The sequence below is a fragment of the Pseudomonas sp. Z4-20 genome (assembly GCF_051131955.1).
In the GTDB taxonomy this organism is placed as follows: domain Bacteria; phylum Pseudomonadota; class Gammaproteobacteria; order Pseudomonadales; family Pseudomonadaceae; genus Aquipseudomonas; species Aquipseudomonas marvdashtae.
Genome location: NZ_CP071641.1, coordinates 275,445 through 298,648, shown reverse-complemented (window position 1 = coordinate 298,648; position 23,204 = coordinate 275,445). Strand labels below are relative to the sequence as shown.

Annotated in this window: 23 protein-coding genes; 8 read left to right on the top strand and 15 right to left on the bottom strand. The window is 60.5% G+C overall.

Annotation, left to right across the window (positions count from 1 at the left end; all coding sequences use genetic code 11):
- Nucleotides 1–77 precede the first annotated feature (77 nt).
- The 6 genes from ssuB to J3P82_RS01420 form a co-directional block, all read right to left on the bottom strand.
- Nucleotides 78–884, bottom strand: coding sequence for an aliphatic sulfonates ABC transporter ATP-binding protein (ssuB, locus tag J3P82_RS01445; protein ID WP_434560130.1), 807 nt, complete (start codon nucleotides 882–884; stop codon nucleotides 78–80).
- The gene (ssuC, locus tag J3P82_RS01440) at nucleotides 881–1,663 is read right to left on the bottom strand and encodes an aliphatic sulfonate ABC transporter permease SsuC (protein ID WP_434560128.1); all 783 of its coding nucleotides are present in this window, start codon (nucleotides 1,661–1,663) and stop codon (nucleotides 881–883) included. The genes ssuB and ssuC overlap by 4 nt, the downstream gene beginning before the upstream one ends.
- Nucleotides 1,664–1,670: 7 nt before the next feature.
- On the bottom strand, nucleotides 1,671–2,819 hold the full coding sequence (gene ssuD, locus J3P82_RS01435; RefSeq protein ID WP_434560126.1) for an FMNH2-dependent alkanesulfonate monooxygenase: 1,149 nt from the start codon (nucleotides 2,817–2,819) through the stop codon (nucleotides 1,671–1,673).
- Between the two features lie 24 nt (nucleotides 2,820–2,843).
- Complete coding sequence (locus tag J3P82_RS01430; protein ID WP_434560124.1) at nucleotides 2,844–3,809, bottom strand: sulfonate ABC transporter substrate-binding protein; 966 nt, start codon at nucleotides 3,807–3,809, stop codon at nucleotides 2,844–2,846.
- A 91-nt stretch (nucleotides 3,810–3,900) separates the two neighbouring features.
- The gene (gene ssuE, locus J3P82_RS01425) at nucleotides 3,901–4,494 is read right to left on the bottom strand and encodes an NADPH-dependent FMN reductase (RefSeq protein ID WP_434560122.1); all 594 of its coding nucleotides are present in this window, start codon (nucleotides 4,492–4,494) and stop codon (nucleotides 3,901–3,903) included.
- A 238-nt stretch (nucleotides 4,495–4,732) separates the two neighbouring features.
- Nucleotides 4,733–5,371: a peroxiredoxin gene (locus J3P82_RS01420; RefSeq protein ID WP_434560120.1), complete on the bottom strand. Its 639-nt coding sequence runs from the start codon at nucleotides 5,369–5,371 to the stop codon at nucleotides 4,733–4,735.
- Between the two features lie 331 nt (nucleotides 5,372–5,702).
- Between J3P82_RS01420 and mntA the strand changes: the two genes are divergently transcribed.
- On the top strand, nucleotides 5,703–6,098 hold the full coding sequence (mntA, locus tag J3P82_RS01415; RefSeq protein ID WP_434560118.1) for a type VII toxin-antitoxin system MntA family adenylyltransferase antitoxin: 396 nt from the start codon (nucleotides 5,703–5,705) through the stop codon (nucleotides 6,096–6,098).
- Nucleotides 6,088–6,516 (top strand): type VII toxin-antitoxin system HepT family RNase toxin, encoded by a 429-nt coding sequence (gene hepT, locus J3P82_RS01410; RefSeq protein ID WP_434560116.1) that lies wholly within the window; start codon nucleotides 6,088–6,090, stop codon nucleotides 6,514–6,516. Before mntA ends, hepT begins: the two co-directional genes overlap by 11 nt.
- Before the next feature lie 83 nt (nucleotides 6,517–6,599).
- Here the strand turns inward: hepT and J3P82_RS01405 are convergent, their stop codons facing one another.
- The 3 genes from J3P82_RS01405 to argE form a co-directional block, all read right to left on the bottom strand.
- On the bottom strand, nucleotides 6,600–7,919 hold the full coding sequence (locus J3P82_RS01405) for an OprD family porin (protein WP_434560114.1): 1,320 nt from the start codon (nucleotides 7,917–7,919) through the stop codon (nucleotides 6,600–6,602).
- A gap of 458 nt (nucleotides 7,920–8,377) precedes the next feature.
- Nucleotides 8,378–9,688 carry an amino-acid N-acetyltransferase gene (gene argA, locus J3P82_RS01400; protein WP_434560112.1) on the bottom strand — a complete coding sequence of 437 codons (1,311 nt, stop codon included), beginning with the start codon at nucleotides 9,686–9,688 and terminating at the stop codon, nucleotides 8,378–8,380.
- A gap of 138 nt (nucleotides 9,689–9,826) precedes the next feature.
- Nucleotides 9,827–10,984 carry an acetylornithine deacetylase gene (gene argE / locus J3P82_RS01395; RefSeq protein ID WP_434560110.1) on the bottom strand — a complete coding sequence of 386 codons (1,158 nt, stop codon included), beginning with the start codon at nucleotides 10,982–10,984 and terminating at the stop codon, nucleotides 9,827–9,829.
- A gap of 160 nt (nucleotides 10,985–11,144) precedes the next feature.
- On the opposite strand from argE, the gene J3P82_RS01390 reads away from it, so the two are divergent.
- The gene (locus J3P82_RS01390) at nucleotides 11,145–12,512 is read left to right on the top strand and encodes an inorganic triphosphatase (RefSeq protein ID WP_434560108.1); all 1,368 of its coding nucleotides are present in this window, start codon (nucleotides 11,145–11,147) and stop codon (nucleotides 12,510–12,512) included.
- Nucleotides 12,513–12,565: 53 nt separating this feature from the next.
- Here J3P82_RS01390 and J3P82_RS01385 read toward each other — a convergent pair whose 3' ends face one another.
- On the bottom strand, nucleotides 12,566–13,036 hold the full coding sequence (locus tag J3P82_RS01385) for an Lrp/AsnC family transcriptional regulator (protein WP_434560106.1): 471 nt from the start codon (nucleotides 13,034–13,036) through the stop codon (nucleotides 12,566–12,568).
- 124 nt (nucleotides 13,037–13,160) lie between these two features.
- Here J3P82_RS01385 and J3P82_RS01380 point away from each other — a divergent pair, with 124 nt between their 5' ends.
- The 5 genes from J3P82_RS01380 to J3P82_RS01360 all read left to right on the top strand — a co-directional run bounded on the left by J3P82_RS01380 (nucleotide 13,161) and on the right by J3P82_RS01360 (nucleotide 17,324).
- The gene (locus tag J3P82_RS01380) at nucleotides 13,161–13,499 is read left to right on the top strand and encodes a hypothetical protein (RefSeq protein ID WP_434560104.1); all 339 of its coding nucleotides are present in this window, start codon (nucleotides 13,161–13,163) and stop codon (nucleotides 13,497–13,499) included.
- 150 nt (nucleotides 13,500–13,649) lie between these two features.
- Nucleotides 13,650–15,434, top strand: coding sequence for a GspE/PulE family protein (locus J3P82_RS01375; RefSeq protein ID WP_434560102.1), 1,785 nt, complete (start codon nucleotides 13,650–13,652; stop codon nucleotides 15,432–15,434).
- A gap of 124 nt (nucleotides 15,435–15,558) precedes the next feature.
- Nucleotides 15,559–16,479 carry an SPFH domain-containing protein gene (locus tag J3P82_RS01370; protein ID WP_434560100.1) on the top strand — a complete coding sequence of 307 codons (921 nt, stop codon included), beginning with the start codon at nucleotides 15,559–15,561 and terminating at the stop codon, nucleotides 16,477–16,479.
- Nucleotides 16,480–16,488: 9 nt separating this feature from the next.
- A complete protein-coding gene (locus J3P82_RS01365) occupies nucleotides 16,489–16,938 on the top strand; it encodes an NfeD family protein (RefSeq protein WP_186633892.1) in 450 nt (149 codons plus the stop codon).
- 68 nt (nucleotides 16,939–17,006) lie between these two features.
- Nucleotides 17,007–17,324, top strand: a complete 318-nt coding sequence (locus J3P82_RS01360; RefSeq protein WP_434560098.1) for a DUF2388 domain-containing protein — start codon at nucleotides 17,007–17,009, stop codon at nucleotides 17,322–17,324.
- 87 nt (nucleotides 17,325–17,411) lie between these two features.
- On the opposite strand, the gene gcvH is transcribed toward J3P82_RS01360, so the two are convergent.
- The 5 genes from gcvH to J3P82_RS01335 form a co-directional block, all read right to left on the bottom strand.
- On the bottom strand, nucleotides 17,412–17,795 hold the full coding sequence (gcvH, locus tag J3P82_RS01355) for a glycine cleavage system protein GcvH (RefSeq protein WP_434560096.1): 384 nt from the start codon (nucleotides 17,793–17,795) through the stop codon (nucleotides 17,412–17,414).
- A gap of 51 nt (nucleotides 17,796–17,846) precedes the next feature.
- Nucleotides 17,847–18,929, bottom strand: a complete 1,083-nt coding sequence (gene gcvT / locus J3P82_RS01350) for a glycine cleavage system aminomethyltransferase GcvT (RefSeq protein WP_434560094.1) — start codon at nucleotides 18,927–18,929, stop codon at nucleotides 17,847–17,849.
- Between the two features lie 170 nt (nucleotides 18,930–19,099).
- Nucleotides 19,100–20,722, bottom strand: coding sequence for an ABC transporter permease (locus tag J3P82_RS01345; RefSeq protein ID WP_434560092.1), 1,623 nt, complete (start codon nucleotides 20,720–20,722; stop codon nucleotides 19,100–19,102).
- 97 nt (nucleotides 20,723–20,819) lie between these two features.
- Entirely contained in the window at nucleotides 20,820–21,824 is a 1,005-nt protein-coding gene (locus J3P82_RS01340; protein ID WP_434560090.1) for an extracellular solute-binding protein, read from the bottom strand.
- A 113-nt stretch (nucleotides 21,825–21,937) separates the two neighbouring features.
- The gene (locus J3P82_RS01335; protein ID WP_434563662.1) at nucleotides 21,938–23,155 is read right to left on the bottom strand and encodes a 2-octaprenyl-3-methyl-6-methoxy-1,4-benzoquinol hydroxylase; all 1,218 of its coding nucleotides are present in this window, start codon (nucleotides 23,153–23,155) and stop codon (nucleotides 21,938–21,940) included.
- Nucleotides 23,156–23,204 lie beyond the last annotated feature (49 nt).

Below are 23,204 nucleotides of genomic sequence, written 5' to 3'. Positions count from 1 at the left end.
CAAGCTTCGAGCTACAAGCTGCAAGTAAGAGCACTGCGCTTCTTCTTGCAGCTTGTAGCTTGCCGCTTGAAGCTGCTTCATTGCGCCCACCGTAACTGCGTGGGCAAGGGTGAAATGAGTTCGGGTTCCGGCGGTTGGCCGGGCAAGGACAACACGCGATTGAGCACTTCGGTTTCCAGGCTCGCCAGCCGATGGGAGCCGCGAGCACGTGGACGTGGCAGGTCGATGGCCAAGTCGAGGCCGATCTGGCCGTCTTCGATCAGGATCACCCGGTCGGCAATTGCCACCGCTTCACTGACGTCATGGGTCACCAGCAGTACGGTGAAACCGTGTTGCTGCCACAGGCGTTCGATCAATTGCCGCATCTCGATCCGTGTCAGCGCATCGAGCGCGCCCAAGGGCTCATCGAGCAACAACAGGCGCGGTTGATGGATCAGCGCGCGGGCCAAGGCCACTCGCTGTTTCTGCCCGCCGGACAACGCCGCCGGCCACTCATGGGCGCGATCAGCCAACCCTACGGCCTCCAGCGCCTGCAAGGCTTGCGGCCGCCAATTGCTTTTGAGCCCAAGGCCAACGTTATCGATGATCTTTTTCCACGGCAGCAGACGCGCCTCCTGGAACATCAGTCGCGTGTCCTCCCGTGCAGCATCCAGCGACGCCGAACCGGACAACAGCTGGCCGCCCGTGGGTTGATCGAGGCCTGCCAGCAATCGCAACAGCGTACTCTTGCCGCAGCCGCTGCGACCGACCACCGCGACGAACTGCCCAGCCGGAACGTGCAAATCAATGTCACGCAGCACTTGGCGCGAGCCAAAAGTCTTTTGCAGATTGCGCACCGCCAGCGCAATGCCCCGCAGCAGGCGCGGCGGTTGTTGGGCGGTCATGCGACACCTCCCTTGTTCACTTGGTACGCCGGGTGCCAGCGCAGCCAGACCCGTTCGAGGCCACGGGCGGCAAGGTCGGCCAATTTGCCGAGTACGGCGTACAGGAGAATCGCCAGCACCACCACATCGGTTTGCAGGAATTCCCGGGCATTCATCGCCAGGTAGCCAATGCCGGAACTCGCCGAGATGGTTTCCGCCACGATCAGCGTCAGCCACATGAAACCCAGGGCAAACCGCACGCCCACCAGGATCGAAGGCAAGGCGCCCGGCAGGATCACTTGGCGAAACAGACTGAAGCCGGACAAGCCGTAGCTGCGCGACATCTCCACCAGTGCCGGATCGACGTTACGGATGCCGTGGTAGGTGTTGAGATAGATAGGGAACAGCGTGCCCAGCGCGACCAGGAAAATCTTCGCTGACTCATCGATGCCGAACCACAGGATCACCAGTGGAATCAGCGCCAGGTGCGGCACGTTCCGGACCATCTGTACGGAGCTGTCCAACAGTCGCTCGCCCCATTTCGACAGGCCGGTGATAAAGCCCAGCGCCAAGCCGATGCCGCCGCCAATCAAAAAGCCGACTGCGGCTCGCCAGCCGCTGATCGCCAGGTGCGTCCAGATTTCGCCGCTGCGCACCAGGCTCACTCCGACCTCGATCACCGCTGACGGCGCCGGCAGAATTCGCGTGGATAACCAGCCCGCCGATACCGACAGTTGCCACACCGCCAACAACAGTAGCGGCACCGCCCAGGGCGCGAGGTTGTGGATGATTTTCTTCATGGCCGCCTCAGCTCTGGGACGCGGCTTTGGGCAAGATGTCGTTGGCGACCATTTCACCGAACGGGCTCACGTAGCCTTGGCTCTTTGGCAGCTCGGGACGCTCGACGTCCAGGTGCGGGAACAGCAGCTCCGCGACCCGATAGGATTCTTCCAGATGTGGATAACCGGAGAAGATGAAGGTGTCGATGCCCAGCTCCGCGTATTCCTTGACCCGCGCGGCCACGGTCGGGCCATCGCCCACCAGCGCCGTACCGGCGCCGCCCCGGACCAGGCCGACGCCGGCCCACAGGTTGGGGCTGACTTCCAATTTATCGCGCCGGCCACCGTGCAGCGCGGCCATGCGCTGCTGGCCCACCGAGTCGAAGCGCGCCAGCGACGCCTGGGCCCGGGCGATGGTCTCGTCGTCCAGATGAGAGATCAACCGATCCGCCGCTTGCCAGGCTTCGGCGTTGGTTTCACGCACAATCACGTGCAGGCGGATGCCGAAGCGCACGGTGCGCCCCAGCTTCGAGGCCTTGGCTCGCACCTGGGCAATCTTTTGCGCGACGGCGGCCGGCGGCTCGCCCCACGTCAGGACCATTTCCACTTGCTCGGCGGCCAGGTCCTGGGCGGCTTCGGACGAGCCGCCAAAATACAGCGGCGGACGCGGTTGCTGGATCGGCGGATAGAGCAATTTGGCGCCCTTCACACTGATGTGCTCACCGTCGTAGTCCACGGTCTCGCCTTCGAGCACCCGGCGCCAGATGCGGGTGAATTCCACGGACGCCTGATAGCGTTGTTCATGATCAAGGAACAGCCCATCGCCGGCCAGCTCGTCCGGGTCGCCACCGGTGACCAGGTTGAACAGCGCCCGCCCGCCGGACAACCGGTCCAGGGTCGCGGCCTGCCGCGCCGCTACCGTCGGGGAGATGATCCCGGGGCGCAGGGCAACGAGGAACTTCAGGCGCTGGGTCACCGGGATCAACGAAGCGGCCACCAGCCAGGAGTCTTCGCAGGAACGACCAGTGGGGATCAATACTCCGCCGAAACCCAGCCGATCCGCCGCTTGGGCGATTTGTTGCAGATAACCGTGATCAACAGCGCGAGCGCCTTCAGCGGTGCCAAGGTAATGGCCATCGCCGTGGGTGGGCAGGAACCAGAAGATATTGAGGCTCATGGAGTGGTCTCCTAAGGGATCGAATTACTGCGCGTTCGCAACGGCCGCCGGCGGCGTCCAGATCACGTCCTTGATGCTCAAGGGCTTGGGAATCAATTTGAGCTGGTGGAAGCTGTCGGCGATTTTCTGTTGCGCCGCCACCACCTCCGGGGTGAGAAACAGCGCCCCGTAGCCTTGGCGCTTGACGGAAGTGAGCGTGATGTCGGCAGGCAGGCCGAGCAGCGGCGAGACTTGCTGGGTCACGTCTTCAGGATTGGCCTTGGACCACTCCCCCACCGCGCGCACCTCTTCCACCAGCGTCGTGATCACTTGGGGATTTTTTTGCGCATAGGGTTTGGTGGCCAGGTAGAACTGGTGGTTGTCGACGATGCCCTTGCCGTCGCGCAGGGTGCGCGCTTGCAACTGTTGTTCGGCGGCAGCCTGGTACGGATCCCAGATGACCCAGGCGTCCACGCTGCCGCGTTCGAACACGGCACGGGCGTCGGCCGGCGGCAGGAAAACGGGCTGGATATCGGTGTACTTGAGGCCGGCATCTTCGAGGGCACGAACCAGCAGGTAATGCACGTTGGAGCCTTTGTTCAGCGCGACTTTCTTGCCTCTGAGGTCTTGCACCGACTGGATGGGCGACCCCTTGGGCACCAGAATCGCCTCGCTGTTTGGCGCCGGGGGCTCGTAAGCGACATAGAGCAGGTCGGCGCCCGCGGCCTGGGCGAACACCGGCGGGGTTTCGCCGGTCACGCCAAAATCGATGGAGCCGACGTTCAAGCCTTCAAGCAGCTGCGGGCCGCCGGGGAACTCGGTCCATTGCACATCCACGCCAAGGGCTGCGAGGCGTTTTTCCAAGGTGCCCTTGGCCTTGAGCAGCACCAGCGTGCCGTACTTCTGATAACCGATCCGCAAGGTTTCGGCTTGAGCCTGGGTGATGGCGCCGAAGGACACAGCCGCAGCAAACAGAGCGACCAGCCCGCGACGCAAAATGACAGTGCGCATGGCGCCTCTCCTTTTTGCTGTGGGGTTTTGGCTGCACCTGCTTGGCCGTTGACGGCTGAGTAAGGTGAGTTGAATCGGTGGTGTTTCGGGTTTAAATGCTCCAGCGAGCACTCAGCAAACGTTCGTTCAATACATGCGGGTCCAACGGCCTGGGCCGACGGGCCATGGCGCTGAAAAACTGTTCCAGTGCCTCATCCAGGCGCTGTTGCAGGGCCGGTGCCAATTGCGCCTGGGCGCTGCCTTCGCCGTAGGCGATCTGGCTGTCCTCGGCAAAGATCCCGTGAAGCATTTCCTGGGCCTTGAGCGCTGACAACACCGGCTTGAGGGCGTAATCCACCGCCAGCATGTGGGCGATGCTGCCGCCGGTAGCCATGGGTAGCACAACCTTATGGGCCAGTGCGCGCTCCGGCAGAAGGTCCAGTACCGTCTTCAATGCGCCGGAAAAAGATGCCTTGTAAACCGGCGTTGCGATCAACAGCCCATCGGCGTTTTCGATCTGGGCGAGCAGGTCTATCACCTTGGGGCTGTCGAAGCGAGCATGGAGCAAATCCTCGGCCGGAAAATCCCGCACCTGATAGCTCACCACTTCCACACCCTGCTGTTGCAACCAACGTTGCGAGCGCTCCAACAGCACGCCTGAACGGGAGCGCAGGCTGGGACTGCCACCGAGTGAGACGACCAACATGCCTACCCTTCCTTAACTGTCACGTGCGATTCGCGGTGGGCGATCTCGCTGTATGGAGCAAACCATAACAGCGGATTTATATATCTTTAAATCATATTTATTCATTTGGTTATTCGATAAAGAGATATTAAAAATACTTTATTCGAGGCGTAAAAAAAGGCCGTCGGAACGGCCAAAACCCTTGGTGCACAGGTGTAGATCGTCCCCACGCCCTGCGTGGGAACGATCTCTTCGATGACTACTTGTTGGGCTGCGGTGTCAGGCGCAGGTAGGGTTTCACGGCGCGATAGCCCTTCGGGAAGCGCTGCTTGAGTTCTGCTTCATCCTTGAGCGACGGCACGATTAGCACTTCGTCGCCGTCCTGCCAGTTGGCCGGCGTGGCAACCTTGTAGTTGTCAGTCAGTTGCAAGGAGTCGATCACGCGCAGGATTTCATTGAAGTTGCGGCCGGTGCTGGCCGGGTAGGTGATGGTCAGCCGAATTTTCTTGTTCGGGTCGATCACGAACAGCGAGCGCACGGTCAACGTGTCACTGGCGTTGGGGTGGATCAGGTCGTACAGGTCCGACACCTTGCGGTCGGCATCGGCCAGGATGGGAAAATTGACCACGGCATTCTGAGTTTCGTTGATGTCCTCGATCCACTTGTGGTGCGAGTCCACCGGGTCTACCGAGAGGGCAATGGCCTTGACCCCACGCTTGGCGAACTCGTCCTTGAGCTTGGCGGTCAGGCCCAGCTCGGTGGTGCACACCGGAGTGAAATCCGCCGGATGGGAAAACAGCACGCCCCAGCTGTCGCCGAGCCATTCGTGGAAGCGAATCGTGCCGACGCTGGAATCCTGTTCGAAATCGGGGGCGATATCGCCAAGTCTGAGGCTCATGGTTCGGCTCCTGGTTGGTTTTGTGAGCCCAACTGTGCACCGGTTTTGATTACTTGAAAAAGAATGAATATCCATTTATTTATACTTATAGCGAATATAAAAAACTGTTCACTGGCGCGATTGCGCATAGCAACCGAAGATCACCCCCGAGGTTCGAGAAGGCCTCGAGTTGCTGAAAGAGGAGAAGGTTCGGGAAAGGCTACAGGGGTGGGCCTGACCCGAAACGCAAAAGCCCCGCCCGGCGTGCTGCCGGGCGGGGCTTTTTTTGTTTTGTAGCCATAGTACGGAAATTGTTGACGTGGTTTCAGGGCGAGCGGCTAGGATAGGCGGCATGAACACTCAAGCCTTGTTAACCCATTTGCAAAACCACTTGCCCGGCTTACTGGCTGTCTACCTGTTCGGCAGTCATGCCCATGGGACCGCCGGTCCTGAGAGTGATGTGGATTTGGCTGTGCTCTTGGCCGGCGAAATCGACCCTGTGTCGTTATGGCAGCTTTCAGGGGATCTGGCGGATATTGCTGGCAGTCCGGTTGATCTGATTGATCTAAGGGCTGCGTCGACCGTGATGCAATACCAGATTGTGACCCGAGGTCAGAGACTTTGGGCTCACGATGTGCAGGCTGGGTTGTTCGAAAGCTTTATCCTCAGCGAAAAAACCGCCTTCGACGAGGCTCGGGCAGGTTTGCTCAAGGATATTCAGGAAGAAGGCAGCGTGTATGGCCGATGACGTACTGATCAACAAAGCAGCGAGCATCGAGCGTTGCGTCGCCAGAGTGCGGGAAGAATACGAGAAAGATCCCGCCACCTTCGCCACCGATTTCACCCGCCAGGACTCGGCGGTCCTGAACATCCAGCGTGCATGTGAAGCGGCATTGGACATGGGGCAACATTTGATTCGCCGTGAGCGACTGGGTGTCCCACAAAGTGCCAGGGATGTGTTCGAAGTCCTTTTCCAAGGTGGCTGGGTGGAGGAAGGCCTGGTGAAAAACCTGAAGAACATGGTGGGATTCAGAAACATCGCGGTGCATGACTACCAAGCCCTGCAACTGCCCATCATGGTCGCGATCATTACCGGGCACTTGGACGATTTCCTGGGGTTCAGCGCGTTCATCTTGCGCAAGGACGCAACGGAGCCCAAGGAATAAGGCGATATCCGGCTCGCTGAGCCAAAAACGCAAAAGCCCCGCCCGGCGTGCTGCCGGGCGGGGCTTTTTTACTTCGCTACGTCTTACATGAAGTTGTAAGTGTAGTTGAAGATTACGCGAGTCTGGTCCTGATCGTCGCCGACACCGCCGCTGCGGTAGGAACCGTGACGCACGGTAGTACCGAAGCCTTTCAACGCGCCCTGCTGGACTACGTAATCCACGCGCATGTCACGTTCCCACTCGGAGTATTCACTCGTTCCGGAGGCTGTTTTGACGTCGTCACCACGCAGGTAGGAAACCGCGGCTTTCAGGCCTGGAACGCCCAGGGAAGCGAAGTCATAGGAGTATTGACCGAAAGTGGTGTTTTCACCGGCACGGACAAACCCGTTGATCATGCTGTCGGTGAACAGGTAGAAGCTCGCGCCGCCCGCACCTTCGTTATTACCATTGCCGTCAACCACGTTGGCCTGGTTCAGGTAGACAAAGCCACCGTCATCGCCAACTTGCTGGTGACCCAACAAGAAGGCACTGCCGCCGAGGGTGTAAGTGAACATCGCACTCCAGGTCTTGTTATCGACCTCACCCGGGGTCTTGGCATAACCACCGTTATTGGTGAAGAAATGGGTGGCGTCCCCGTTACGGCCATCCGAGCTACTGTCGAAGTAACGCAGGTCGGTTTTGAAGGATTGTCCTTCGCTGATCGGGAAAACGTGTACCGCGCCCAGGAAGTGCTGCTTGTAGTAATCCTGCAGATTAGCGTAGTAGTACTGCAGCGTCAGGTCTTTGGTGACTTTCCAGTCAGCACCTGCGTAACGGAACTGATTGCTTTCCTCGGTACCGCCCGCCACTGCCAGACCAGTGCTGTTGCTCGATGCACGACCTGTGGCGTGTTCCAACTGACCAGCGTTGAAAGTAACGTTGTCGATTTCCTTGGAGGTGATGGTTCCACCCTCAAAGGTCTGTGGCAGCAGACGGCTGTCGTTGGCAACCAGAATCGGCAAGCTTGGTGCCAGAGCGCCACCCACGTGAGCTTCGGTTTTGGAGAAAAGCGCCTTTACGTTACCGGACAAACGACTCCACTCATGTACCGCCGAGCCATCAGTATCGGCTGGCATATAGGAGCTGTTGTTACGGCCCCTTCCGCCATCGAGACGAATACCCACCAGTGCCTGAGCGTCGATACCGAAACCAACAACACCTTGCGTGAAGCCAGACTTGTAGTCGAACTTCAGGCCGGTACCCGTTTCGCGCAGGTCCTCTTTGCCCGTTTCACGGTTGTCGTTGTTGAAGTACAGCGTACGAGAATTGACAGACGCCTTGCTGTCTTCGATAAAACCGGCGGCGCCTGCTTGCTGCGCCAATACCCCAACGGCCACTGCCATGGCCAAGGTGGACTTCTTCATGTTTCGCTCCTCTCGTTTTCTAATTCTTGTGTGTCGTTGGTTCCGGATCGAACGCCCGGAATCCGCGGATGCGCGATTAGCGCCAGACCGTGACTGGCAAGTCAACCGTAACCCTTTCGGACTACGACCATGGTCTAACCCCGCGACACCGGCCCGAAGAATAATGGATTCTGTATAAATCCAAAAAGAATTGTTTCACCAGTTTTCAGCTCGTTTCGACATATGGTTGCCATCAAAGCGTCATCAAGCCGTGACATGGCTTATCGGCGACGTCGAGGATTACTGAATAGTGTTTAATCGGGCATTTGCGAGGGTCCGCGAATCCTGGCGGCGAGATGGGCTCCGACGCCTCAATGGCATCGATCAGAATCACGACGGCTCGGCATGCCGCGATCTTGACGTGTTCCAGACTAGCTGCTCATTGTCTGAAATCAAGAAGATCGCGGCCGCGGGAAAGTTTAGGACGATCGGCTACAGGTTTTTTCGAAGATTTTCGAGTTGCGCTGGTAGTTGTAAAGCGACGCTCGCGCCGCTGGCAGGCGCTCGACGCTGCTGGGTTCAAAGCCCCGCTCACGGAACCAGTGGGCGGTTCGGGTCGTGAGTACGAACAGGGTCTTGAGCCCCTTGGCACGGGCCCGGGTTTCGATCCGCTCCAGCAATTCATCGCCCCGGCCGCCATGGCGATACTCCGGGTTCACCGCCAGGCAGGCCAGCTCCCCGGCGTCCGAATCGGCGATCTGGTACAGCGCCGCGCAGGCGATGATCATGCCTTCGCGCTCGACCACGCTGAACTGTTCGATTTCCCGCTCCAGCACCTCGCGGGAGCGACGCACCAGGATTCCTTGCTCTTCCAGCGGGCTGATCAGGTCCAACAAGCCGCCAACGTCCTCGATGGCCGCTTCGCGTACCACTTCGAATTGCTCTTGGGCGACCAGCGTGCCGCTGCCGTCACGGGTGAACAGCTCTGCCAGCAACGCGCCGTTTTCGGCATAGCTGACGATATGGCTGCGCGCGACACCGCCTCGGCAAGCCTGGGCGGCCGCATCCAGCAATTCGGCTTGATAGTCACTACCCAGCCGCTGCATATGCGTCGGCACCTGTTGCGGGCGCAATTCGCGAACCAGTCGGCCATCTTCGCCGATCAATCCCTGTTCAGCACCGAACAGCAGCAGCTTGTCGGCCGCCAGATCGATGGCCGCCCGGGTGGCGACGTCTTCGCAGGCCAGATTGAAGATTTCGCCGGTCGGCGAGTAGCCCAACGGCGACAACAGCACAATGGAGCGCTCGTCCAACAGCCGGTTGATGCCCTTGCGATCGACCCGACGCACCTCGCCAGTGTGGTGATAATCGACGCCTTCGAGCACGCCGATCGGTCGCGCGGTGACCAGGTTGCCGCTGGCGACCCGCAGCCGCGAACCCTGCATCGGCGAGGACGCCATGTCCATGGACAGGCGCGCCTCGATGGCAATGCGCAACTGCCCGACTGCGTCGATCACGCACTCCAACGTGGCGGCATCGGTGATGCGCATGCCGTGATGATAATGCGGCGTCAGGCCCCGCGCAGCGAGGCGGGTTTCGATCTGCGGGCGCGAACCATGAACCAGCACCAGGCGTACGCCGAGGCTGTGCAGCAGCACCAGGTCATGGACAATGTTGCCGAAGTTGGGATGCTCCACCCCGTCGCCGGGCAGCATGACGATGAAGGTGCAATCGCGGTGGGCATTGATATAAGGCGAAGCGTGACGAAGCCAATTGACGTATTCGGGCATGAACCTGGGCCTGTAATAAATAACAGCCGAAAAAAGACGAAGCAGAACGCACAGCGGGCTGGTGGTTATCGTCGGAACAGGCTTGGCGACACGCGCGCTCTCCTCATGAGATGAAATACGGGCCCGCAGGCGGGCAATTTAATCGGCGGTGGCCGGTGTCAGGCAATAATGCCCGATCAACTGGCGCAACAACTGTACGGTAGGTTGCAAACGTGACATTTCAAGGTATTCGCCGGGCTGGTGGGCACAGGCAATATCGCCAGGGCCCAACACCAGGGTTTCGCAGCCAAGGTGCTGAAGATAAGGCGCTTCGGTGCCGAACGCCACTGCTTCGGCGCGATAACCGGTGAGCCGTTCGGCCACCCGGACCAATTCGGCATCCTCGGCTTGTTCGAACGGCGGGACTTCGGGAAACAGCGGCGCGTAGTCGATTTTGACCTTGTGACGCTCGGCGATGGGATCAAGCTTCTGCTGGATCGCCGCCCGCAACACCTGCGGGTCCATGCCCGGCAGGGGCCGCAAGTCAAACTCCATGGAGCACTGGCCGCAGATCCGATTGGGGTTGTCACCGCCGTGGATACAGCCGAAATTCAGGGTCGGCTGTGGCACGGTGAACTGAGGGTTACGGAACTCCCGCTGCCATTGCAGGCGCAAGCCACGCAGCTCGCCCATGGCATCGTGCATCGCCTCCAGGGCGCTATGGCCCAGGCTTGGATCGGAAGAGTGACCGCTGCGCCCGAGGATGTCGATGCGCTCCATCATGATCCCCTTGTGCATGCGGATCGGTCTCAAGCCCGTCGGCTCGCCGATCACCGCCGCGCGCCCCAGCGGACGTCCTGCATCGGCCAGGGCACGGGCGCCGGCCATGGAGCTTTCTTCGTCGCAAGTGGCAAGGATCAGCAACGGTTGCTTGAACGGTTGATCCAGCAAGGGCCTGACCGCTTCGATGGCCAAGGCAAAGAAGCCCTTCATGTCGCAACTGCCCAGGCCCACCCAACGCCCATCGATCTCGGTGAGCTTCAAGGGATCGGTCCGCCACAGCGCGCCATCGAACGGCACCGTGTCGCTGTGGCCGGCCAACACCAGCCCGCCGGGGCCGGTGCCGAAACCGGCCAAGAGATTGAACTTGCCAGGGCTGACCTGCTGGATATCGCAGGAAAATCCAAGCTCGTTAAGCCAGCCCGCCAACAGTTCGATCACGGCAGCATTGGACTGGTCCAGCGCTGGCTGGGTACAGCTGACCGAAGGCGCGGCGATCAGGGCAGCGAACTGATCTTTCATGGATGGCAAAGGCATCGCTGGCTCCGGGACATACAAATTTGACGCCCATCATAGAACCATCGGGAGTCAGGAAGGAACCGTCGCGGCGCGTAGGATGGACGAGTCCTGTACACTGCACGACCTTGGCAGCCACACCTTCCCCCGGCTGCGCACCTGATCCCTGGATTTTCCGGCCATGCAGAAAGAAACCGAAATCAAACTCCGCGTCAGCCGCGAGACCCTGGCAGCCCTGCGCGAGCATCCGCTGCTGAAAAAGCGCAACAAGAGTGGCTGGGAACGCCACGAACTGATGAACCAGTACTTCGACACGCCGGAGCGTGACCTGGCCCGGGCCAAAGTCGCCCTGCGCCTGCGTCGCGACGGCGAAGAGGTGATCCAGACCCTCAAGACTCGCGGCCAGAGCGTCGCCGGCCTGTCCGAGCGTAACGAATACGACTGGCACCTGGCCAAGGCCAAGCTCGACATCAAGAAACTGGAAGGCGAATGCTGGCCAGAGGCGCTGGCCGAACTGGACAAGAAGACCCTCAAGGCAATCTTCACCACGGATTTCGTCCGCGAACGCGCCGAGATCGCCTGGGGCCGTGGCAAAAGCAAAGTCGTCATCGAAGCCGCGCTGGACCTGGGTCACGTCGTAGTCGGCAAGCAAAAGGAAGAAATCTGCGAGCTGGAGCTGGAATTGCGCGAAGGCGAGCCGGCTGCCCTGCTGGAACTGGCCGCCGAGCTGGCCGCAACCCTGCCCTTGATGCCTTGCGACATCAGCAAGGCCGAACGTGGCTATCGTCTGCATGACGCCAGCAGTTACGCCCTGAGCCTGCCTGCCCCGCAACTGACCGGCGAGACACCGCTGGACGACGCCTTCGCCGCGTTGAGCTGGCATTTGCTCGGCAGCAGCCAGCGCCTGGCCGAGCAATATCGCTTCAACGGGCACTGGCGGCTGTTGCAGGACTGGGTGGAGAACCTCGCCGAACTGCGCGCCTTGCTCAGCAGCCTTGGCCAGGCCGCGCCGCGCCAATCGACCCACGACTTGCGCGTCGCCCTGGATGCGCTGTTGGAAGATTGGCGTCCGCTGGTCCAGGCTGGGCTGGATGACGAAGACGTGCGCAAGGCAGCGCCGGAGCAGTTCCTCGAAGAACTGCAAGACCCACGTTGGGGCCTCTTTTCGCTGACCGCTTCACGCTGGCTGCTGGCCCGTAGCTGGACCACCGGCCGCAACACCCGTGGCGATCGCCAGGGCGCGGCGCAACTGGCCAGCTGGCTGCCACGCCTGCTTGGCGCGGAGGCCTCGTCGCTGCAACTGCAACGTTACCAGCAGCAGCCGGAAGACCTCGCGGAGCAATTGCCGCGCATCGAGCGCATCCAGGCCTGGCTTCACCATGCTCGCCAAGTGTTGGAAATCCCGGAGATGGACCGCCTCTATGGCGAACTGAACAAACTGGCGCAACTGGCCAACGAGCCGATCACCGACGAAACCCTGGATGCGCGCAAGCAGCAGGCTATCGCGGTGTATCAGAATCGGGCCTGGAAGACGTTGTTGCGCCTGTGATGCGCTGAAACTGTGGCGAGGGAGCTTGCTTGCCTCGCCACAGAAACGGCCGGTCAGCGCACAACCGGCAAGCTCGTCGTCGATTTGATCTCCGACAGCGCCACGATCGAATTCACTTCCTGAATCCCCGGCACCATCGACAGTTTCTCGAAAAAGAATCGCTCATAGGCCTCGATATCCGCCGTGACAATTCTCAGCAGGAAATCCACCGATCCCATCAGCACGTAGCATTCCAGCACCTCGGGAAAGCCACGGATCGCCTCGGTGAACTCGGTGAAATTCGAGCGGCCATGGGCGTTGAGCTTGATCTCGGCGAAAATCTGCGTGTTCAGGCCAATTTTCTTGCGATCCAGAAGCGTCACTTGCCCACGTATGACCCCCTCTTCCTTCATCCGCTGAATCCTCCGCCAACAAGGTGATTGGGACAAACCTACCTGCTCGGCGATTTGTGCGCTGGAAAGGGATGCATCCTCTTGCAGCAGGGCCAATATCCTGCGGTCGTAGCCGTCCAGCTCAATTTGCATAAATAAACCTTTAACTAGCCAATCATGGACTTGATCAATTCGTATTTTTAGTAATTTTACGCATCTTAGATAAGAAATACCCCGCCACGCATGTAAACATTTCTCCGCCCTCAGGAGAACGCACATGCCTTCACTCGAAACCGTCGTAACAGCCCCGACCCGCGCCGATGTCTGGCACACCGCCAACACACATTGTCGCGTTCAATTTCAGCTGCTGGGCGAAGCCGAGCCGGATCTGCCCTGCCGAGTGCTGAACCTGTTTGCCTTGCAGGGCCTGACATTGGACGCGGCGCAGATCGAGCGTCACGACGATTTGCTGTCCATGGCGATCCTTCTGGGCGGCGTGAGCTGGCACCGTGCCCAAGTGCTTGCTGAGAAATTGCGTAACTTGATCAGCATCTGTGCGGTGGACGTACAAGACGCCGAAGTTGCGCGGGCCGGGCCGGTTCAAGCGGCTGGTTGAGGGGGCTCGGGCAAGAATTGGAAACGTATTGGTCGGGTAGTGGCCCAACGGTTCATAGGGTCGGGACTATTCTTTTGCAGAACAAGCCGGAATGCCGAAGCGTCTGCATCGCGGCTTTGCTGCAACTGTCCAATAGGAACTCGAACGCTCATGTCCACCAAACATGCCACTCAGGATCGCTGGCTGGACCTCAACGATCTGCTGCGCCAGCTGGTCGCCCAGGGCATCATCAGCCAGGATTCAGCCGAAACGGCGCTTAACGCCCGTCGACGTCATAACGCCAACAGCCAGTTGCACCCGCTGGAATTCATCGCCAACCAGCACCTCGACGACCTCAGTCGTCCCGGTAAGCGCCTGGACCTGGAAAACCTGACCCTGTGGCTGGCCCAGCAGGCCGACCAGCCCTACCTGCGCATCGATCCGTTGAAAATCAACGTGGCGGCCGTTACGCCGCTGATGTCCTACGCTTTTGCGCAACGTCACAAGATCCTCGCCGTGGCGGTCGATCGTGACGCCGTCACCGTCGCCAGTGCCCAGCCCTATGTCAACAGTTGGGAATCGGACCTGACCCACGTGCTCAAGCTACCGGTCAAGCGGGTGGTCGCCAACCCGGTGGATATCCAGCGCCTGAGCGTGGAGTTCTATCGCCTGGCGAAGTCGGTCAGCGGCGCCACCACGGTCGACCAGCAACCGAGCAACCTGACCAATTTCGAACAATTGCTCAACCTGGGCGCCAGCGATCAGGAGCCGGACGCCAACGACGCGCATATCGTCAACATCGTCGACTGGCTGTTCCAGTACGCCTTCCAGCAACGCGCCAGCGATATCCACATCGAACCACGCCGCGAGCAAGGCACCGTGCGCTTCCGCATCGACGGGGTGCTGCACACTGTCTACCAGTTCCCGCCACAAGTGACGATGGCCATCATCAGCCGACTCAAGAGCCTGGGCCGAATGAACGTCGCTGAAAAACGCAAGCCGCAGGACGGCCGCGTCAAGACCAAGACCCCGGACGGCGGTGAAGTGGAGTTGCGGCTGTCGACCCTGCCGACAGCGTTCGGCGAGAAAATGGTCATGCGGATTTTCGATCCGGAAGTGCTGCTCAAGGATTTCGACCAACTGGGCTTTTCCGCCGACGACCTGCGGCGCTGGCAGGACATGACCCGCCAGCCCAACGGCATCATCCTGGTAACGGGCCCCACCGGGTCCGGCAAGACCACCACGCTCTACACCACGCTGAAGAAACTGGCGACGCCTGAGGTGAACCTCTGCACCATCGAAGATCCGATTGAAATGGTCGAGTCGTCCTTCAACCAGATGCAGGTGCAGCACAATATCGAGCTGTCCTTTGCCGCGGGCGTGCGCGCGCTGATGCGACAAGACCCGGACATCATCATGATCGGTGAGATTCGTGACCTCGAAACCGCGGAAATGGCGATCCAGGCAGCACTCACCGGGCACCTCGTGCTATCGACGTTGCACACCAACGATGCGCCGAGTGCCATAAGCCGCCTGCTAGAGCTCGGCGTGCCGCATTACCTGATCAAGGCCACGGTGCTCGGGGTCATGGCCCAGCGTCTGGTCCGCACCTTGTGCCCGCATTGCAAAGCGTCCTTGACCCTGGACGAAGACGACTGGCAAACCCTGACGCGTCCCTGGCAGGCTCCCCTGCCCACCAACGCCCATCAAGCCGTCGGTTGTTCGGAATGTCGCGACACCGGCTATCGCGGGCGCGCCGGGGTGTACGAAATCATGCAACTGACAGACAGCGTCAAAGGCTTGATCCACCCCGACACCGACCTACTGGCCGTGCGCCGCCAGGCATTCAAGGAAGGCATGCGCAGCCTGCGACTTTCAGGGGCGCAAAAGGTCGCGGCGGGCTTGACCACCGTCGAGGAAGTGCTGCGGGTAACGCCGCAGAGCGAGCAGAAGTAGGCAGCGTCCGGCGAAGGAACGGAAAGGTCCCACAAATAAACCGGAAACGACCATGGCAAAGATAATGGCCGTTTGCCCTACACTGGGGCTTCGCAGGTCCATTCAATTCGCACAGGGAACAGTCATGCAAATCGGTAGCGTACTTCTACTTTTTATCGGCCTCGTGGTCGCCATCCTGTTCATGGGGTTCAAGGTCGTGCCCCAAGGCTACCAATGGACCGTCGAGCGGTTCGGCCGCTACACCAACACGCTCAAGCCCGGCCTGAACATCATCATTCCCGTGATGGATCGCATCGGTCGCAAGATCAATGTCATGGAAAGCGTGCTGGACATCCCGCCTCAGGAAGTCATCACTGCCGACAACGCCACGGTACAGATCGACGCCGTGTGCTTCTTCCAAGTGGTCAACACGGCCCAGGCCGCCTACGAGGTCAATAACCTCGAACACGCCATCCGCAACCTGCTGCAAACCAATATCCGCACGGTGCTCGGATCCATGGAACTGGACGCCATGCTAAGCCAACGCGACGGCATCAATGAAAAACTGCTGCGCACCGTCGATGAAGCCACGGCGCCGTGGGGCATCAAGATCACGCGGATCGAGATCAAGGACATCAGCCCACCGGCCGACCTGATGGCCGCCATGTCCGGGCAGATGAAAGCCGAACGGATCAAGCGCGCCCAGATCCTCGAAGCCGAGGGCTTGCGAGCGGCGGCGATTCTGACCGCCGAAGGCAAGAAACAGGCGCAGATTCTCGAGGCAGAGGGCAGCCGTCAGGCTGCGTTCCTTGAGTCGGAAGCCCGCGAACGCCAGGCGCAAGCCGAAGCCCTGGCGACCCAAGTGGTTTCACAGGCTATTGCCGACGGCAACGTCCAGGCCGTGAACTACTTCGTCGCGCAAAAATACATCGACGCCTTGGGCCGCCTGGCCTCGGCCAACAACAGCAAGGTGATCCTGATGCCATTGGAGGCCAGTCAGGTCATCGGCGCAGTGGGCGGCATCGGCGAAATCGTCAAGGCCACTTTCGACAGCAAGAAAGCCTGAGGCGCGCGTATGTGGGTATTCCTGCAGCAAATGTCGTACTGGGATTGGCTGGCGCTGGGCGTCATCCTGCTGATCCTGGAAGTGTTTGGCGCCGGCGGGTACCTGCTGTGGATCGGCATGGCAGCTGCCGCCGTCGGCGTGCTCACGTTCGTCCTGCCGCAGCTGCCCTGGGAGATGCAGTTCCTGCTGTTCGGCCTGTTCGCCATCGCGACAGCCTTGTACTGGTGGCGACGCCAGCGCAGCGCTGTTCGCCAAAGCGATCAGCCGCACCTGAACCTGCGTGGCCAGGAGCTCATCGGCAAGGCCTTCCTGGTGCATGAAGCGATTGTCGACGGCCGTGGCAAGATCAAGGTGGCCGACGGCGTCTGGCTGGCCAAGGGGCCCGATTCGCCCGTTGGCGCCCGGGTCAAGGTAATTGCCCAGGAAGGCGCGATATTGACAGTCGAACGGACGGACTGACATGTCACGGAACTGAATCAGTGCGTGGGTAATCCAACGTCATAGTTAACCCTGTGGAGTCACCTATCATGCGTCTCAAACTTGCTGTCGCGACCCTGGCCTTGCTTTCTCTTCCCGTTGGCTCGGCAATGGCCGACACGTTTTGGCGTAACGTCATCTCGTCCGGTGCGACCACCGGTTCCACCTACCTGACCTTCAAGGATAACAAGCTGATCGTTGCCGCCCAGGACGACGCCGGCAGCTTCGTCGCCAGCGACGGCGGTATTCGTGGCCCTTATCTGGAAGCCGCGATGCAGAAAGTCCGTACCGACAACCCAGGCCTGCAGGCCACCGACATGGAACTGGCCAACGCGATCCTGGCGAAAAACGCCATCGCCCAGGAGTGATTCCAGGTCTATGAAAAATGCCGCTCGATCGAGCGGCATTTTTTTGCCTGAAGATATTCCAAGGCTGAGCTGAGTAACCTGTGTGGGTTATTCGCCGATAGCAGCCTTGTAGCCTGCTGCATCTAGCAAATTGTCCAGGTCAGCCTCGTCGCTTGGCTTGAGCTTGAAGATCCAGGCGCCGTAGGGATCGGAGTTCAGCAGTTCCGGCGAAGCACCCAAGTCTTCGTTGATCGCGATCACTTCGCCCGAAATCGGCGAGTAGATGTCGGAAGCGGCCTTTACCGACTCCACCACACCTGCCTGGTCACCGGCAGCATAAACCTTACCGACCTCGGTCAGCTCGACAAATACCACATCACCCAAAGCTTCCTGCGCATGATCGCTGATGCCCACGGTGACAGTGCCGTCGGCTTCCAGGCGCGCCCACTCGTGGCTTTCGGCAAAACGCAGTTCGGCAGGGATATTGCTCATATTCTGTGTCCTCAAGAGAAGTGTCAGCGGCCAGGGGCCCGCCGCAAAAGGTTAGATCAGGGTTTTGCCATGGCGGACGAAGGTCGGCTTGACCACCCGTACCGGGTACCACTTGCCACGAATTTCCACCTCGGCACGGTCGGCGGTAGCCATCGGAACACGTGCCAGGGCAATCGACTTGCTAAGCGTAGGAGAAAAACTACCACTGGTGATCTCCCCTTCGCCAATATCAGCGATGCGGACCACTTGATGGGCGCGTAGGACGCCGCGCTCCTCAAGCACCAACCCGACCAGTTTGTGCTGCACGCCGGCGGCGAGTTCTGCTTCCAGGGCACTGCGGCCGATGAACTGGCGGCTTGCAGGTTCCCAGGCGATGCTCCAGGCCATGTTCGATGCCAAGGGTGAAACATCCTGGTGTATGTCCTGGCCGTAGAGGTTCATGCCAGCTTCCAGGCGCAAGGTATCCCGGGCGCCGAGACCGATGGGCGGAATGCCGGCGCCCACCAGATCGTTGAAAAAACTCGGGGCTTCATGGGCCGGCAAGACGATTTCCAAACCGTCTTCACCGGTGTAGCCGGTACGGGCGATGAACCACTCACCGTCGGCGCGGCCTTCGAAGGGTTTGAGCTGCTGGATCAACTGGCCTCGTGATTGGGTAACCAGTTCGGCAATCTTGTGCCGGGCTTGCGGCCCCTGAATGGCCAGCATCGCCAATTCAGGGCGCTCGTGCAGTTGCACGGCGTACTCGCCGAGTTGCGCCTGCATCCAGGCAAGGTCCTGATCGCGAGTGGAAGCATTGAACACCAGCCGGTAACCGTCCTCGACCCGGTAGATGATCATGTCGTCGACGATGCCGCCACGCTCGTTGAGCATAGTGCTGTACAACGCGCGGCCGGTGTCCTGCAAGCGATCGACATCATTGGCCAGCAAGCGCTGCAACCAGGCCTTTGCCTGGGGACCGGCAACGTCGATTACGGTCATGTGGGATACATCGAACACGCCGCAGTCACGACGCACCTGATGGTGCTCCTCAACCTGCGAGCCGTAGTGCAAGGGCATATCCCAACCGCCAAAATCGACCATCTTCGCGCCAAGGGCGAGATGAAGGTCATACAGAGGCGTACGCTGTCCCATGGGTTTCTCCTTCCGGGCTTGGCGAAGGTGCGGACGGGTACAGCCACGGCCCAAACGTCTGAAAAAGATTTTTCTGACGTTCTTGGCTACCCGATCCGACAGACGGACCGCACCGAATGCCGCGCATTGTATCCGCATGCTGTTGGACTGACACCTAGGCGTGCTCTCAATTAATTCAGAACGCGTCGGTGGGCCGAACGCCGTATCAATCCGATGACCGGCAACAGCCCCACCAGCACCAGGGTCAGCGCCGGCAATGCAGCCCGCGCCCATTCCCCTTCGCTGGTCATTTCAAAGATCCGTACCGCCAGCGTGTCCCAGCCGAACGGGCGCATCAGTAGCGTCGCGGGCATTTCCTTGAGTACATCGACGAACACCAGCAGTGCCGCGCTCAACGTGCCGGGCAGCAGTAACGGCAGATACACGTTGAAAAACAGTCGCGGCCCACTGACCCCGAGGCTACGTGCTGCTTCGGGCAATGACGGGCGAATACGCGCCAAGCTGCTTTCTAAAGGACCGTAGGCCACGGCCAGGAAACGCACCAGATACGCCAGCAACAGCGCCGACAGGCTGCCCAGCAGCAACGGTTTGCCAGCACCGCCGAGCAGGACCGACAGGGGAATGACCAGCTCACGGTCCAGATAGCTGAACGCAAGCATGATCGACACCGCCAGCACCGATCCGGGCAAGGCATAGCCCAGGTTCGCCAGGCCGACACCGGCGCGGATGGGCCGGCTTGGCGCCAGGCGCCGCGCGAAAGCCAGCAATAAGGCGACACAAACGGTGACCAGGGCCGCGAGGGCGCCCAGGTAGAGGGTGTGAATGATCAAACCGGCATAACGCTCGTCCAGGTCGAAACGACCGCGCTGCGAGAACCACACCACCAACTGCAGCACCGGAATGACAAACGCGCAGGCGAATACCAAAAGACACCAGCCGCTGGCCGCCACCGCCTTGAGCCCTCGCAAATGATAAAGCGCCTTGGTCCGGGGTCGCTCGTTGCCGGCCCGTTGGGCGCCCCGGGCGCGACGTTCGCCGTAAAGCACCACCATAACCGCCAGCAGCAGGAGGCTGGCCAGTTGGGCAGCGCTGGAGAGGCTGAAAAAGCCGTACCAGGTTTTGTAGATGGCCGTGGTAAAGGTGTCGAAATTGAACACCGACACCGCCCCGAAATCCGCCAGGGTCTCCATCAAGGCCAGGGCCACGCCGGCACCGATTGCCGGCCTGGCCATCGGCAGCGCCACTCGCCAGAACGCCTGCCATGGCGATTGACCGAGCACCCGAGCCGCTTCCATCAAGCCCTTGCCCTGGGCCAGGAAAGCACTGCGCGCGAGCAAGTAGACGTACGGGTAGAAAACCAGCACCAACACCAGGATCACCCCACCGGTCGAACGTACCCGGGGCAGGCGCAGGCCGCTGCCGAACCACTCACGCATCAACGTTTGTACCGGGCCTGCAAAATCCAACAGGCCGACGAAGACGAACGCCAGCACATAGGCAGGAATCGCGAACGGCAGCATCAGCGCCCAGTCCAGCCAACGGCGGCCGGGGAATTCGCACAGACTGGTGAGCCAGGCGAGGCTGACACCCAACAATGTCACGCCGATGCCGACGCCTACGATCAGCGTCAACGTGTTGCCCAACAGACGCGGCATTTGCGTATCCCACAGGTGGGACCATATCTGCTGGTCGACGCTCTGCCAGGAAAGCAGCAAGACACTCAAGGGCAACAGGACCAGCCCGGCAACGGCGAAGACCAGGGGATACCAACGGCGCTGGGCGGGGTGGGTCAAGGAGAGTTCTCGGTTGAAGGTCGTCGCTGACAAATGGCTTATGTGGCGAGGGAGCAGGCTCCCTCGCCATATCATCAACGAACTGAGCGGACTTGTATCAGTTCCAGCCAGCGCGATCCATCAGGCGAATGGCTTCGGCCTGGCGTTTGCCCGCCACTTCCACCGGCAGGGAGTCAGCCTTGAACTTGCCCCACGCCGCGACTTCCTTGGACGGCTCCACTTTCGGGTTAGCGGGGAATTCCTGGTTCACGTCGGCGAAGATATTCTGTGCTTCTGGCGTGGTCATCCATTCCACCAGTTTCTTCGCGGCTTCCGGATGCGGGGCGTGCTTGGTCAAGCCAATGCCCGAGAGGTTGATGTGCACGCCGCGATCGGCCTGGTTCGGCCAGAACAGTTTCACTTTCAGGTCCGGCTTCTGCTGGTGCAGGCGACCGTAGTAATAGGTATTGACGATGCCGACGTCGCATTGCCCGGCGTTGATCGCTTCGAGCAATGCGGTGTCGTCGGAGAAAACGTCAGTGGACAGGTTTTTGACCCAGCCCTTGATGATTTCCTCGGTTTTTTCCGCGCCATGGGTTTCGATCAGGGTGGCGGTCAACGACTGGTTGTAGACTTTTTTCGAGGTGCGCAGGCACAAGCGGCCTTCCCACTCTTTACCGGCAAGCGCCTCGTAGGTGGTCAATTCACCCGCTTTGACCCGGTCGGTCGAGTAGGCAATGGTTCGCGCCCGCAGGCTAAGGCCGGTCCAGGCGTGTGAGGACGCCCGATATTGAGAGGGAATGTTGGCATCGATTACCGGCGAGGTGAACGGCTGCAGGATGCCCATCTGCTCAGCCTGCCAGAGGTTACCGGCGTCGACGGTCAGCAGCAGGTCGGCGGTGGCGTTGGCGCCTTCAGCCTTGATCCGCTGCATCAATGGCGCTTCCTTGTCGGTGATGAACTTCACCGATACACCGGTCTTCTTGGTGTAGGCGTCAAAAACCGGTTTGATCAGTTCATCGATTCGCGAGGAATAGACCACCACCTCATCGGCGGCCTGAGCGACAGAAGTGCCGATCAGGGTCAGTGCGAGGGCGGACAGCAGGCGTCTGGTTGCCAACATGGTAGCGGTCTCTCGATTGTGAACGAGCGCAAATGATAAGGACTCACATTTAGCACCACAATCGAACAGTAGGCAGACACGTTTCCAAATGTTGCAATACTGGCTATCCGGACCTAAACCCTGGCGAGTTCCGGCAAGTCTCCAGTCAACCCCAGTGCCTCGCGCACGAACAAGGCCTTGGCCTCGGGCATGCGGTTTACCAGCTTCAGCCCGGTATTGCGCAGCCAGCGCACCGGCAATGGGTCGGCCTGGAACAGTCGCTCGAAGCCTTCCATTGCCGCCATCAATGCGAGGTTATGCGGCATGCGCCGCCGCTCGTAGCGACTCAGTACCTTGACGTCCGCCAGGCGCTCGCCGCGCCCGGATGCTTGCAACAGCACCTCGGCCAACACCGCGGCATCGAGGAAACCCAGGTTCACGCCCTGCCCGGCCAGCGGATGGATGGTGTGGGCTGCATCGCCAATCAGCGCCATCCCTTCGGCCACGTAACGCTTGGCATGACGTTGCCGCAGCGGTACGCACAGGCGCGGATCGGCATTCAACACAGTGCCTAGCTGGCCTTCGAAAGCCCGCTCCAGTTCGGCACTGAAACTGCCGTCATCAAGCGCCATCAAGCGCTGCGCTTGACCCGGTGTCGTCGACCAGACGATCGAGCACCAGTCGTGTTGACCGTCGCGTTCCAGGGGCAGGAATGCCAGCGGACCGTCGTCGGTAAAGCGTTGCCACGCGGTGTGACGATGAGGCCGGGCGCTGCGTACGCTGGTGACGATAGCGTGGTGCATGTAATCCCACTCACGCGTGGCGACCCCCGTCAGTCGACGCACGGCGGAGTTCGCCCCGTCGGCGGCAATCACCAGGGGCGCGCGCAAGGTGCGGCCATCGGCCAGGGTCAGCAGCCAATCATCACCGGAGCGACGCATCTGCTCCAGCCGGGCATTGGCCAGCAGGCCCAGATCGCAATCGTGCAATCGGTCCAGCAAGGCATCCTGCACGACGCGGTTTTCAACGATATGCCCCAGGACTTCGGCATGCAGGCTGGCGGCTGAAAAGTGAATCTGCCCAGTGCCGCTGCCGTCCCACACATGCATATCGGAGTATGGGCTCGCGCGCCGGGCGGTGATGCCGTCCCAGACGCCAAGACGCTCGAGGATCCGCTGGCTCGCCGCCGACAAGGCACTGACCCGGGGTTCGAACGCCGCCTGGGCATCAAAGGGCTTGACGCTCATCGGGCTGCCGTCGAGCAATAGCACCTGCAAGCCACTGTCCTGTAACGCCAGCGCCAGGGCGCTGCCGACCATACCGGCGCCGACAATCAGCAGATCTGCACGCATTTCCATGCTTTAAGCCTGTGTTGCTGGCGACATCAGTCGCCCGTGAAAA